At 61.1% G+C, this 13857-nt stretch carries 9 protein-coding genes and 2 pseudogenes; 3 read left to right on the top strand and 8 right to left on the bottom strand.

The window, feature by feature from the left end:
- Positions 1 to 15: 15 nt before the first annotated feature.
- Together X773_RS50345 and X773_RS76315 are read right to left on the bottom strand one after the other, a co-directional pair.
- Positions 16 to 681: a hypothetical protein gene (locus X773_RS50345; protein WP_031211579.1), complete on the bottom strand. Its 666-nt coding sequence runs from the start codon at positions 679 to 681 to the stop codon at positions 16 to 18.
- A 612-nt stretch (positions 682 to 1293) separates the two neighbouring features.
- A pseudogene (locus X773_RS76315) lies at positions 1294 to 1439 on the bottom strand (IS110 family transposase); the annotation flags it as partial.
- 110 nt (positions 1440 to 1549) lie between these two features.
- On the opposite strand from X773_RS76315, the gene X773_RS50340 reads away from it, so the two are divergent.
- Complete coding sequence (locus X773_RS50340; protein ID WP_245274666.1) at positions 1550 to 4573, top strand: trifunctional glycosyltransferase/class I SAM-dependent methyltransferase/polysaccharide deacetylase; 3024 nt, start codon at positions 1550 to 1552, stop codon at positions 4571 to 4573.
- Between the two features lie 81 nt (positions 4574 to 4654).
- Here the strand turns inward: X773_RS50340 and X773_RS50335 are convergent, their stop codons facing one another.
- Complete coding sequence (locus X773_RS50335; protein ID WP_023675975.1) at positions 4655 to 5335, bottom strand: redoxin domain-containing protein; 681 nt, start codon at positions 5333 to 5335, stop codon at positions 4655 to 4657.
- A 19-nt stretch (positions 5336 to 5354) separates the two neighbouring features.
- On the bottom strand, positions 5355 to 8654 hold the full coding sequence (locus X773_RS50330; RefSeq protein ID WP_023675974.1) for an adenylate/guanylate cyclase domain-containing protein: 3300 nt from the start codon (positions 8652 to 8654) through the stop codon (positions 5355 to 5357).
- Between the two features lie 216 nt (positions 8655 to 8870).
- On the opposite strand from X773_RS50330, the pseudogene X773_RS79270 reads away from it, so the two are divergent.
- Positions 8871 to 9096: pseudogene (locus tag X773_RS79270) on the top strand (tetratricopeptide repeat protein); the annotation flags it as partial.
- A 97-nt stretch (positions 9097 to 9193) separates the two neighbouring features.
- On the opposite strand, the gene X773_RS50325 reads toward X773_RS79270, so the two are convergent.
- From X773_RS50325 to X773_RS78035, 4 genes are all read right to left on the bottom strand, one after another.
- Entirely contained in the window at positions 9194 to 10579 is a 1386-nt protein-coding gene (locus X773_RS50325) for a hypothetical protein (protein ID WP_023675973.1), read from the bottom strand.
- Positions 10580 to 10782: 203 nt separating this feature from the next.
- Positions 10783 to 11307: a GNAT family N-acetyltransferase gene (locus tag X773_RS50320; RefSeq protein WP_023675972.1), complete on the bottom strand. Its 525-nt coding sequence runs from the start codon at positions 11305 to 11307 to the stop codon at positions 10783 to 10785.
- 91 nt (positions 11308 to 11398) lie between these two features.
- Entirely contained in the window at positions 11399 to 11764 is a 366-nt protein-coding gene (locus X773_RS78040) for a hypothetical protein (RefSeq protein ID WP_023675971.1), read from the bottom strand.
- Positions 11765 to 11790: 26 nt separating this feature from the next.
- Positions 11791 to 12204 carry a hypothetical protein gene (locus tag X773_RS78035; protein WP_023675970.1) on the bottom strand — a complete coding sequence of 138 codons (414 nt, stop codon included), beginning with the start codon at positions 12202 to 12204 and terminating at the stop codon, positions 11791 to 11793.
- A 204-nt stretch (positions 12205 to 12408) separates the two neighbouring features.
- Here X773_RS78035 and X773_RS50310 point away from each other — a divergent pair, with 204 nt between their 5' ends.
- Positions 12409 to 13824, top strand: coding sequence for an adenylate/guanylate cyclase domain-containing protein (locus tag X773_RS50310; RefSeq protein ID WP_023675969.1), 1416 nt, complete (start codon positions 12409 to 12411; stop codon positions 13822 to 13824).
- The last annotated feature ends 33 nt before the right edge of the window (positions 13825 to 13857 follow it).

The following is a 13857-nucleotide window of genomic DNA, read 5'->3' as shown; positions in this document are numbered from 1 at the left end:
GACGTCAAGTTCCGATCAACTCACTTTCCAGGTACGCTCCGAGTTGTTCTTGCTGCCGACGGGATCCTGATTTAGACATTTTGCAACCTCGACAAACAGGCCAGCCAAAAGATTTCGGTCGGTCTTAACATTGCCAAGATCGGAAAACATTTTCTCCATCAGCATCTGAATGCTTTCATTCTTTTGCTTGATTTCCTCACGCAGCAAATGATCGTTTCGATTTATCCGGTCCGCAACTTCCCGCTCAAGCTCGCTCAACTGATCCGACAACGCGCGCACCTGCTTTTCGAGCGCCTGATTTTGCTCGCGAAGATTCCGATCAATCTCCTTATCGGCGTCGGCTCGCGCGTCTTTTTCGTTCCGCAATTGCGCCGCAAGCGAGTCGACCTGCTTCTTTGCATTTGACTCGTACATTTCAAGATTGCGCTTGGCCTCGGATTCGACATCCTTGAAGCGCTGCAAGACCCGTTCTTCAAGCTTGGAAAAGCGGCGGTCATAGTCCTGCATCTGGTTGCCGAACAGCAGATCACGTATCTTGTCGACACCTACAGCGTCGCCGGGGGCCCCGCTCTCGCGAGCCTGGCCCGCCATGAAGGTCAGCCCGCTTCCGTCTGCATTACTTATCAGATTTGCGTCCGCTTTATTTGCTGAAGAAGCGGTATTCGAAGATTCCTTGGCCATCTTTATGCCCCCTTCTTTGAACAATTGCCACAGTGCACCACTCAGAAACCAGCAAGCATGCCAGCAAAATACCCGGCTCGCAAGCCAGAATCTTCTTGGCTTAAGCCAATTCGTGCCTCCCTTTTACATCTCTTGGACTAGCAGCAAATGCACGAGTTCCGATTGATGTCGCTCTCGCATCTCTTTGTGATAGCAGCCGTAACCGGCTAATCTAATCGATCATTGGACGCAATCTACTATCGAAATGAGTAATACAATGTCAGGCTATAGCTACTGGAGCGCAATTAAGTAGCGCAGACTCATTAGAAGTGTCTAAAGTAGCTGGTCTGGCGGTCCACGTACCGTCTCGCACCCGACTGTATACTGCGACGATCAGCTTCCGATGCGGGCCCAACGGTAGAAGGAAGGTCTTCTTTCGCACGGAGAATGGCTGTTCGAGAATGCACCTCGGAATCGAGGCGTTTCGGTCGATAGGAGGGGAGCGACAGTCCCAATAACTGCAGTCATTCACACCAAAGCTTCAGTGGGCGGCATTTGTTGCGCCCCCAATTGCAAAAGACGTCAGGTTGCCATAGCTATTGCACTCATACGGTGCCCGGGACCGCCGCCTGTGGTCATGGCGCCGACTCCGGGGATCGACATGAGTATGCGGCATGCTTGGCTTTGACGTGCATCTGCGACAGCTGGCGCCCAAGCTCGGCGGCACGGATGCGAATGCTGTGCCAGGCTTCCAACTTCGGTAGCACGACAGGAGCAAGCTCGCTCTGCAGCCAAATGGCGGCGTCGCGGCGGCTCGGAAGAGTTCGCAGGAGACTGTTTGGACGCAGCGTCCCTGAGGACCGTTTCCTTTGGCAGGAAATCGCCGGATATGTTTCGGGACTCTTGTTCTACCTTCGAACCAACGCGCGGGTTACACGGCGTGGCGCATAATCCCTTGGTTTCAATCGTGGTTCCTGCGCACAACGCGGAGGTAACGCTGGCGCGCGCACTCGATTGCCTTCTCGATCAGGAAATAGTGGATTGGGAGGCGATCATCGTCGACGACGCCTCCACGGACCGCACCCCCGCGATCATCGCCGGTTATGTGGAGCACGATGCCCGGTTTCGGACGTTGAGCTCTTGCGCGTATAGCGCCGCCGGCGCGCGCAATATCGGGATGTCGACAGCGCGCGGCCACTGGCTCATGTTTCTGGATGCGGACGATTGGGTGGATGCCAGCTTCCTTGCGAAAATGCTGGCCGCACTTGAAGCCGCGCCCGATGCGGTCGCCGCCTATTGCGGTTCCCGGCGCGTGATGCCCGATGGCGAACTCACCCAGTCGAGCATCGCGACGGAGGTTGCGATCCAGCCCTTCGAAACATTCGCGCGCCGGTGCGCGATCCGCACTCACGCGCTGCTCGTCGACCGGAAGACAATTGCCGAGTTGGGCGGCTTCGATGTGTCGCTGCGCACCTGCGAGGACTGGGATCTGTGGCAGCGCCTCGCACGTCTAGGCAAACATTGGGTGATGGTCGACGAGCCGCTCGCTTTTTATCGGGTCAGCCCCAACTCGCTCAGCCGCAATTCGACGCAGATGCTGGCAGATGCGGAAATCGTGATCGCCCGCGGCTTTTCCGCCGATCCCAGGGTCAAACACCCGGCATCGGCTCACGCCAATGGAGCGACCGACGCGAATGGCCACACCGCTTCAGAAGCACTCGCGTGGTTCGCGTTGTGGAACGCCGCATCGGATTGCGGCTGCGGCTCGCGCTCGATCAACCCGCAGTCCCTGCGCACGCTCCCGGCAGGACGTAAGTGGGCGCGTGAGATCGCCAAGGTGGCCGTCGATGGCCTTATGGTAGGAAGCCTGTCGGTGCCAGCGCAATTGGCTGCCAGGTGGGACAGGTTCGGCGGCTCCCTCACCGAGTTGATCATCGAACTCGGCAAGGTCTGGAATAATCCCGACGCGGCTCGCCGCGTGCAGTATCACTTTGAGCAAATGCTGCTCGATGTCGACGATCTTGCCGCGCCGCGCAGGCTGGCGCGGACACTTGGAATTCGTGTCGACGCGCGAAATCCGGCCTCGATCGAAGTGCCGGAAGGAATCGATCAAATCTATGCCCATCTGATGATGGATGGCCAGATCGAGGCTCTCGTGCAGTTCGGCGTACTCGGGAGAGTGACAAGGCGTCATTGGATTGAATTGATCCTGAATTTCGTGCCCCCTGAGCGGCCTATGCACAGTGCCGCGCGACTTGCGAGGCGATCGCCTGTAGATGCACCGCAAAAGGGCGCCGGTGCCGACAAGTCAAACATGTTTGCAGCCGAGGCATTGTTGTCCATGGCGGGACGCCGGTCTGATCGGGACAGCCATTTCGGCAAACTCGCGGGATTGGCCGCGGACGCGCAGGCGCTGGTTCGGTCGAGCGCCGAAACTAAAGAGCCTTTTACAGCGCCGCGCCGTGCACGGGCCGCGGATGGGCGCGACAATGATCGCACATCTTTCTGGAATCGCCATTTCGCGACCGAGGATCCCTGGAACTACGGTTCGCCCTATGAGCAGGAAAAATATGAGCGGCAGCTCGAAATTCTGCCTGCCGGTCCCATCGGACGGGCGCTTGAGCTGGCCTGCGCGGAGGGCCACTTCACGCGGCAGCTGGCGCCGCGCGTGGGCCATTTGACCGCAACTGACATCTCCGCCGTAGCCGTCGGACGGGCGCGCGCGCGATGCAGCGATCAGCCGAATGTTGAGTTCGGCTTACTGGATTTCTCTGCGGACACGCTGCCGGGCGAAATGGATCTGATCGTGTGTTCGGAAGTGCTCTACTACCTGGATGATCTCGCCGATGTGCGGCGCATCGCCAAAAAACTCATTGAGGCGTTGGCGCCTGGCGGCAGTTTCATCAGCGCACACGCATTCGTGCTACGAGACAATGTTGGAAGGACGGGCTTCGACTGGAACACATTCGGTGCACAAGCGATCTCAGAAACGCTGGCAGCGACCGACGGCCTCGTCCTCGAGCAATCGATCCAGACCGAGCTCTACCGCATAGACCGCTTCCGCCGCCTGTCACCAGGCGACGTGGCGACGGAACCAATGGTAGATCATGTGCCAATCCGCGCACCCGTTGAAATCGGGGTCGCGCGAAATATCGTCTGGGGCGGGGCGCGGGCCTTGCGCCGCGACGTGGCACATAGCGAGCGGCGGCAGCGTATCCCCGTCCTCATGTATCACAGCGTCGCCGATGAAGGTCCGGCCGCGCTCGCCCGTTTTCGGCTCGCGCCCGCCGCATTCGCCAGCCAAATGGCATGGCTGCGCGCCAATGGCTTTCACGCGATTAGGTCCGAGCAGCTGGAATGGTTCATCGTCAACCGTCAGCCTTTCGTTGGCCGCCCAGTGCTCATCACGTTCGATGACGGCTTCCAGAACTTTGCCGACCATGCCTGGCCGGCCTTGCGCACGAACGACCTGACCGCGGAAGTGTTCCTGGTGACGGACTTGGTGGGTGAAAGTGCACAATGGGACGCCTACAGCGGCCCGCCGACGCAGCTTATGGACGCCGGGACGGTGCGACGCCTCGCCGGCGAAGGTGCGTTCTTCGGAAGCCATCTGGCGACGCATCGCGCGATCGATGGTCTGTCGAGCTCTGACTTGGCCGCCGAGCTCCTGCGCTCTCGTATGTTCATCGAACGATGGACCGGTCGGCCAACCACGGCGTTCGCGGCACCCTTCTCTGTCACCGACCGACGGCTTGGCAGGCTGGCCAAGGAGTGCGGCTATCGAATCGGCTTCGGCGGCAGACACGGGCCGGCGGACCTCGATTGCGATCCCATCGACCTTCCGCGCATCGAGATTCGCGGAGATCACTCGCTCGATGATTTTGTTGGCAAAGTCGAGGCCGTGCTCGCATGAACGGTGAACTTGTCAGTAGATTTGTAACAAATTGGTTCCGCTTTTTATTCGGTGTCCCGCCCGCTTACCTCGTTCGCAAGTCTATTGGGCGACTTGGGATACGGCTGACATCAGCTCCTGCGGGCTTGGCGCCCCAAACATGTATCGCCCACCCTCTGGAACCTCCGTGAAGCTCCAGCGGACGATCCCCTGCCGGTCCAGCAGGAACTGACCGACCAATTGTCCGTGTCCCGTTGCTAGCATCTGCTCGTCGGCTTCGGTCAGCTCGTAGTGGTCCCTCTTGTTGAGGATTTCGCTGGCCGCAAGAGGATCCATAGGACCGGGCAACTCGCCTGGTATGTCGACCCGCATATCCTTTGCCGCTGCCATCGAGACCTTGTACGGCCAGTTCGTCTCGTTTTGGGTGAATTCGAGATTGGGCAGTCCAAAAGCACGATGTGAAGCGCGTTCAGGATCGGAGGCCGCAAGCAGATTCGGCATCGGATGGTAGCGGAAATAGAGACGCGCCCGTTCGATCGGCGTGTTGACCACCGTCAGGCTCTCCACCCCCTTTTCGCGCAGCTCCGGATCAAGCCGCGCCTGGGCGGCGATATGGCGCCGGCAAAACGCGCAATGCAGACCTCGAAACAGGCCGACCAGCACCGGTTTTTGGCCGCGAAAATCGTCAAGCGCGATCTTGCCTTCCTGGGTAATGGCGTCGAGTACCACGTTTGGCGCACGGTCGCCCGGTTGAAGCGGCACCAAGTCACTACGCGCGGACATTTCCAACCTCCAACCCCGGCTAGTCGAGAAAAGGCAGCACCACAAGCGCTTCCGGGTCGAGCCCGTGCTGGGCGCATATACCCTGCGCCAGGGAAAAGTAGCGTTCGGCCTCGGCCAGATTGTCGAGGTCGAGATTAAGCGTTGCGAGACCATCATAACACGGAAACAGCAGTTGGGGTTCGCCCGTTTCGCGAGCTACGTCCAGTGCTTCGTGGAACAACCCAACCGCCAGGTCCGGACGGCCGTTGCACTGGTGGATCTGCCCAAGCACGATCAACGGCACCGGCAGGTGCTCGCGCTGGTCGAGCGCCCGGTCGATCTCGATGGCCTTCTCGGCAGCAGGCACGCCCTCCGTTGGACAGCGATCCGTGAAAGTACAACAAGCGACCGCCAGATTGGCGAGGAGGCGCGCCTGGAAACCCAAATCACCAATACGGCGCGCCACTTCAAGACCGCGCCGACAGACCTCCATCGCCTTTGCGGGATCGATGGTCGTGTAAAGCACGCCGAGATTGGTGTAGCCGCGGCAGGCCGCGCCCAGCAGACCGGCGGCTTCGGCCAATTCAATGCTACGCTCAACCTGACGCACGGCCTCACGGTTTCGCCCAAGGCGAGCCAGCGCGACAGCCTTGGTATTGAGTGCCTCGGCGGTCACAAGAGTGGCATCACACCTTACCTCGGAGACATGCTCCGTTGTCAGTGTGCCTACGCAATCCAGCGCCGCGTCTGCCCATTTTGCCGCGAGAGCGTGATCTCCGCTACGGAACGCCTGTCGGCCACGTTCTTGCCACAGATGCGCCTGCTCGATCGGGGCATCCGCTCCATCGAGGAGCGCTGCCGCCTCAGCATAGCGGGGTTCTGCCTTGTCCCGCTTGCCGACATCCCAGAGTAGCCGACCGATCTTACGCAAAACTCGCGCCGAGGCGACGCGATTGGCCGACTCGCGGTATGCCTGCAACACCGTCTCGTAGTGGTGGTGCGCGATCTCGCGGCGGCCTGCCGGGCCGCTCAAATCGGCAATGCGCTCTGCAATTGCCAGTTTGAGCGGTGTTTGCCCGATCGCGCCCAACGCAGCCAGTGCTCGCTCGTAGAAACGAAGGGCGTCGTCGTTGGCATATATCATGCGAGCGCGATCGCCTGCCGCCTGCAGGTAATGCGCGCCCTTCTCCCGCTCGGCGCTCTGTGCAAAATGATGACCGAGCACGGTCAAATCCTCGAGCCGTTCCGGCTCGTCGCCGCACAGTTGCTCCAAGGCAGCACCGATCCGCCCGTGGATTTCGGTCCGGCGTTGCAGGAGCAGATTCTGGTAGATCACGTCCTGCAGCAATGTTTGCGTAAAGCGGTAGATTTGAGACGAGACCGAGCCTGATCCGGCAACTTCCTCGATGATTTCCGCATCGCAAAGCAGTTCGCAGCCGGCTTCGAGCCGGCCGGGGTCGGCTGTCACGGTTTTCAGAAGTGTGGCATCGAAGCGCGGGCCGATTACCGCGGCCTCCTGGGCCAACCGGCGCACCTCTTGGGGCAGCCGGTCGACGCGGGCAAGCAACATTGCCTGGATAGTGGCGGGGATGCCGGTTGCGACTTCGCCTGCCACAGTCCGCCATCGCTGGCCCTCTCGCATCAGTACACCGCGATCGATAAGGCCGCGAACGATTTCCTCCACAAAAAGGGGGTTGCCGCCCGCGCGCTCGAGGATCTGGTCGAGAAGCCCTCCCGCGGAGCTTACCCAGCTCTCGCCGAAAAGCGCTGCCAGCAGGCTGCGTCCGTCATCATTGTTGAGTGGCGGAAGCCTGAGCGCTGTGTGACTGACCCGACTTGAGTCGAGCTGGTCGTTGTCCGGCGCCGGACGATGCGTGACCAGCAACATCAACCGCGTGCGTTCCAACCTGTCCATCACGAAACGTAGTGCCTCGAGCGACACGGCGTCGGCCCAGTGCAGGTCTTCGACGACAATCAATAGCGGCGACAACGCAAGCCGCCGTTCGATGATTGTGCGGACTGCGTAGAGAATTTGCCGCCGCAGCTGCTCGGGCTCGACATGCTGCAAGGTGGCATCGGGGTCGCCAAGGCCAAGCACATGGTAGAGCAAAGGCATCAGCCGCTTCGCCTCCTCGCCCTGCAGGCCGAGATCGGCAAGCAAGCCTGCGAGCTTCCCCCGCATTTCGTCCCCATTGTCGTTTTGCATCATCCCGGCAGCGCTGCGCACCACTGCGCCCAAGGCGCCAAAAGATTGTTCACCCAGCGGTGAGCACGTGGCCTGCCGCACGGCAACGTTGCGAAAACGCTCCTCGTCGCCGACGCGGGCGACGAACTCCTTCACCAGCCGCGATTTCCCGATGCCGGCTTCTCCGACGAGGCGGACAAGTTGGGCCGAGCCGCCGCACGCCTGGTCAAGGCTCGCCATCATTCTATTGAGCTCCGCACCACGACCTATTAGCGGCGCACTGAGGCCGAGCGCCTCGAGCCCGCGCGCTGCACGCGGCACCGCTAGCGGTGCGTCCAGTCGATGAACGAGCACGCTGCCAGCCTTGCCGCGAAACACGACATCACCCAGCGACTCGTAAGAGAAGGCATGCCGGGTCAGCCTGTGAGTGAGCTCGCCTACCAGCACCTCACCCGGTGCGGCCAGCGATTGCAGGCGTTGCGCCGTATTCACTGTGTCGCCGGTCACGGAATAGGATCTGGCGGTGCCGATGCCCAATCCGCCAGTAACGACCGGACCAGTGTTTATGCCGATGTGGAGTAACAGAGGCGAGCCGGAGTGGGGGGTGCTTTCGCCGAGCCGCGCCGTCCGGGCGATCATGTCGAGAGCGGCGCGAAGCGCACGTTCCGGATCGTCCTCATGCGCGACCGGCGCACCGAACAAAGCGAGCAGTGCATCGCCGATGAATTTGTCGACGAAACCACCAAAGTTTCGCACGGCCGCCGTCAATTCCTTGAACAGTTTGTTCTGCAGCGCTTGCATGACCTCGGGGTCGAGCTGCTCGCTGAGTGTCGTAAAGCCGCAAAGGTCGGCGAACAGGACCGTTACCGTCCGGCGATCGGCGTCAGAGACGGGATGCAGCCCTTCTTCGCTTTCGATGTTCGGAAGCAGCGACGGAGTTCGAGAAGGCGGCACAATGGTCCGGCTTGGTGCCGGAGCAGGCCGTTCGACGGCTTTTGCGGGCGCACCGACGCTTGCCCCACATTTCGGACAGAACTCGAAATCAGGTGCGCAGGTGTAGCCGCAACTGGCGCATGGCACGGGCTGGCGCCTGCCACACCTCGGACAGAAGGCGTAACCGCCCTCAATCTCGAAACCGCAGCCCGAGCAGTCCATCGAACAAGACCTCACTAGTGGCCGTGACGGCGTGATCTCGCCCGCACTTCACGGCCAGACTATTCACAAGGATGCACCGATAGTCGTCGACGGGCAAGCGGCAGCGAGCGATCCGTGTGGGTCCGGTGGCAGAGCGCTGCCCATTCGGGCGGCTGCGTGGCCGTCGTCTGCGAAAGTTCCCTCTTACCCTCCGTCTTCCTGCTATCATGAAGATGAGAGGCCGTTGACCTCTTGATGCAACGGGCTGACTCGCAACGCTGTCACCGACGTCTCGCGCGCTTCCGGCCCGCAGCTACGGCCATCTGGGCCGTTTCGCCGAAGCCCGCGCGGCATGGCAGGAGGTGCTTCGCGTCAATCCCGACTATTCGTTGGAATACCGTAGCAAAGTCTTGCCCTACAAGAACCGGTCGATTTCGAACACGTGGTGGATGGGCTCCGCAAGGGGCGGTGCGGTGCAATGACAGGTGAGGCCTATGCGGCCGGATCAGACGCTAGAGGCTCCCCGATAGATCGCCGTCGCTTGCGGTTGCGCACTAGTCTCAGGTCGGCTTGATCTCTGCCTGGCCGATCTTGCGCCATCTGGCGTTTTCGCGAACCAGTTTCAGGTCGTCGGTCGTCTCGGCAAATGTCCGCAATCGGTATTGCCGGAGCAGGTTTGGGAAGAGCGCCACTTCCGGCAGGCCGGCAAGCTGCTCGCGGACTGAGATCTTTTCATCGATGACCCGCATGCCCCAGGCATTTTCCCGAACCTGCAGCTCCGCGGCCAGATCGCGCTCTTCCGGCGCGTTTTCGTCCAGCACGGCCAGAAGGATCGAGTGGAAAAGCGCTACGTAGCCAATCTGTCTCAGGCCGCCCACGACCCGCACGCGCGGCAATATGGCAAGGACGAGGAACGTCAGGAACAAGTTCGGCAGCAGCACGCCTTCCAGCAGCGCCCGCCTGAGATGTGGCCGCTCGAACGGGATGGAAAGACCTTGCGGCCTGTCAGGCTCGATCAGGTGCCCGTTCTCGAGAACGAGCTTGCGCACGCGCTCCTCGCGGATTCCCCAGAAATAGTCCGTGGCATTGGGCAGGAATCTGCCAAATGGGCTCGATGCGGCCTCTTGCCAGGCATGTTCGAGACGCTGGCGTCTTGCGGGTTCAATGAGCAGCCTGGAAAGAAGGCTGCCGTCATATTCCAGATGCCGCGCCATGGCAGCCGCGGCGGCCCGATCATCGATGAAAACCGGCAGGGCCATGCCGGCACGATCCCAATTGGCGACCAGATCCTGGTTCAGGGCAGTCAGCGCATCGGCGGCGGTTTCAAACACCTTGTCCTGGCTGGCAAGCAGTGTGCCCAGCCAGCGGCTGGCATCCGTTTCGTCGCCCACCGCTTCGAGCGCGCGCTTGTTGAGGGAGACGGGACCGGCCACGCAGGCGCTTTTGCGGCACAGTTTGTGGCGCCCCATGCCAAACAGGTTGATCTTGTCGTCGCCGACGTCGAGCCATCCCGGCCCCTCCCGGCCAACTGTCTCCATGGTCATTGTCGTTCCCATGAAGCCGACGAAGGCCGACAGCCCGTTTTCGACCGCGCCGAGCCAGGCAAGCAGGAGGGCATCGAAGGTGATCCGGTCCATCAGAAGCAGGCAGTGCAGGCCGGACTGAATCACCGGTCTGTGCTCGAACTCGTCGAGGGCTTTGCCGATCTCGTCAGGCTGCATGATCCTACCGAGGCGCTGATGCAGGACTTCGCGCAGGATCGAGCGGGCAGCGATCGCCGGGCCCGATGCAGGCCTTGCCACCGGCCGCCAAAGATGGCGGGCGTAGTCGGAAACCGGTGCATTCCAGTTCTGCTCGATGTCGCGCACGACCTCCGGGCAGAGCAGCGACAGCACAGCCAGAATTTCCACCGGAGGGGTAGGGCTTGGGTCAAAGACGGCGGTCATTGGTCCCGTCTAGCCGCTTGCGGTGCAAACGCCAAGCGAGACCAGACTTGCTGGATGCGGCCGGCCCACACATAGATCGTCAACTCGATTAAGATGGCGTGAGACGAAATGGCCGTATCCTACGCAGCTCTCCATGAGCAATCACCTGTTCGCTCCGCACGAATTGTCAGACTGGCTAAACAGCTAACGCCAAACAGCGGATCTTAGAACCGCAGCCGGGCCATGCTCAGGAGGTCGTGGTACTGCCCGTCGGTAAAGCCGGCCTTCACATGCCGGCCTTCGATCTCAAAGCCGTGGCTCTTGTAGAGACGGAGGGCCGGTTCGTTGTCGGCATAGACGGTCAATTCGACCCGCTTCAGGGCGCGCCAGTTGTCGGCCACGTCAAGCAGCGCGCCAAGTATGGCAGAGCCGATACCTTTGCCGACAAAGGCATCGTCAAGGCCAACATTGATCTCGCCGATATGCGAACGGCGCGGTGAACCCTGCACGACCAGGCTGCCATGGCCGACGACCTTGCCGTCCAGCTCGGCAACGATCCAGGTGGTTTCCTGGCCGGACTTGGCAATGCGCCGCGCCACCTGCTCCACCATCTCGAAAGGCATCCTGAACGTGCCCCAGCGGAAGCCCGGCATGTTGAAGATAGCGCAAAGCGCCTCCGCATCGCTTGGCCGGACGGACCGCAGCAGCGGCTGGATTTTCTCGGAGGGTGGCGAGGTCGTGCTGGTCATGGCGTTCCCGGCGAAGGCAATCGGCCCGGTACGATGCACCGGACGCCACCTGAAAATCCAGCCGTCTCTGACCTATGATGCCGATTGCGAGCTAAAAATTCCGGGAGGCGGCGTAGAGTTTGAAGACGCCGCTGATGCCTATCCAGCCGAAAAGGGCGAGCCAGCACAATGTCCCGGTCGCCGTCCAGTCGATCCGGTGCACCGCAGCGTCGGTGATGACGACGCCGAGGATGGCAAGCAGGCCAACCAGAAACTGCGCCAACCCGAGCACCAGCAGTTCCTCGCGCGGCGCGCTTCTCCAGACGAGATATATACCGCCCGCACCGGCGAGGAAGATGGCGCTGTAGACCTGAGCGTGGAAGGCATCGATCGGCCATGGCCAGATGCCACTGAATGTCAGGGGAAACAGCAACAGGCCGACGCCATAGAGCCCAAGGATCGCGGATTCCGCCGGCATGTAGCCGCTCCATGCGGGATTTAAGGTCACGCCTTTTGCAGAAGGACGGGCCCTGGCCCGCCACAGGAACAGCCCGGATACCGCGACCGAAGCAAGATAGACAAAAACCACAGCCAGGGCGCTTTGCGCTCGAAGTTGAAATAGCCGAGATTGATGAACGAAGCCACCGACACGATGACGGTGAAGATGAAGGCCATGACGAGCACGAGCCTGCCGGGCGACCAGCGATTCCAGACCAGCAGTGCCGCCATCACGACCATATCGGCGGTGTAGAAGCCACCGAGGAAGCGCGCATTGAACGGCGTGACGGCCCAAGGCCAGCCCGGTTTCACCAGCGCAGGCATGAAAAACAGGCCGGCGCCTACGATCAGGACGATGATGACCACCGCAGAAAAAAGGCGCAGGGCCGCGGGAAATGGCGGATTGTCGGATGTCGGCATGGGAGAAAATCCCAAAGATGAATGCTCCATGGACCATCATAGTGCTGCTTGCGGCCGGTTAAAATCCGCCGAATGGAAATTGAACGGTCACCAGGCTTATCCATTCGAATGGCCGTACGGTCCGTTTCGAAGTAAGATGGAGCACTCGGACCAAAGACCGGTCCGGTCAAAACGCCTCGGGGTGCATTTTCCGGAGCCTGCACGATGAACGAAGCTCAGGATCTGTTCTCACTTCTGCGACAATCGGCCGATGTCGATCCGCAGGCGATCGACGCGATCAAGCGAACCATCGCGGAGGGCGAGGACCGCGAACTTTGCCGCATCAATGCGCCAGCCTTCGCCAGCAAGCATGGCCTCGACGAGGAGCGCGCAATAAGCGCCTTTCTCCATGCGGCGCGGGTGGGTATCTTCGACATTTCCTGGAATGTACTGTGCCCCGGCTGTGGCGGCGTGCTCGACACCAACGCCACGCTGAAAACCCTGCAAAAGGACGAATACACCTGCGCGCTGTGCTCCGAGGGCTATTCACCGACCCTCGACGAGATGGTCGAGGTGACATTCACCGTCAGTCCCCGCGTGCGCAGGATTGCCGCCCACAATCCACACGAACTGCCGGTGGCGGAATATTTCCGCCAAATCTACTGGGCGTCCGGCGTCGATCTGCCGGAAGAGGATTTCGCGAAAAAGCTAGAAGCGTTCTCGCTGGAGGATATCGAGCTTGCGCCCGGTGAAAAGGCGGTTCTGCCCATACAGCTTCCGTCCGAATTCATCATCGTCTTCGAGCCGGTCACCCATTCAGCGCAGTTCATCGACGGGAAGGGCGAACCAACAAAGGAGCGCCGGAGCCTCTCTTTGGCCTTCGACCGCGACCATGTCCAGAACCAGACGCTGGAGATGCAACCCGGCCCGTTGCGCATTTCGCTGGAAAACCGGACCGACACCCGCGTGCTGCCGACGGTCTTCATCGCCGGCCAGGCATTGCATGATTTCCTGGGAAAACGCCGGCCCTTCCTGACCGCCAAGCGCCTGCTCACCAACCAGACGTTCCGCGATCTCTATCGCACGGATACACTCGACATCAACCAGCGCCTGAAGATCACCAGCCTGACGTTCCTGTTCACCGACCTGCGCGGATCGACCGAGCTTTACGAGCGGGTGGGCGACCTTTCAGCCTTCGATCTCGTGCGCGAGCATTTCCAGGTTCTGCACGAGATCGTCACGGCGGAGGCAGGCGCGGTGGTGAAGACGATCGGTGATGCGGTGATGGCGACCTTCGCGACGCCTGATCGTGCGATTGCTGCAGCCCTCAGGATGCGCGATGCCATGCGTACGCTCAACGACAAGAGCGGGCGCGAGGATCTGCTGCTCAAGATCGGAGTCCATGCCGGCCCCTGCATCGCCGTGTCTATGAATGAGCGACAGGACTATTTCGGCCAGACGGTCAACATTGCTTCGCGGGTCCAGAACCTTGCCAACGCACAGGCGATCTTCGCCACTCGAGCGGTGGTCGACGACAATCTCACCGCCGATCTCTTACACAGGAACGCGCTGACGCCCGTGCCCCACGAGGTCTCGCTGCGCGGCATTGGCCGGGAGATAGCAGTATACACGATCCCCTGAAGGCTTGGCCCCTGAAGATTTGGCTCGTCCCGG

Origin of the sequence: Mesorhizobium sp. LSJC280B00 (assembly GCF_000502835.1) — a bacterium.
Lineage (GTDB): Bacteria > Pseudomonadota > Alphaproteobacteria > Rhizobiales > Rhizobiaceae > Mesorhizobium.
This window is presented reverse-complemented; position numbering and strand designations above follow the sequence as displayed.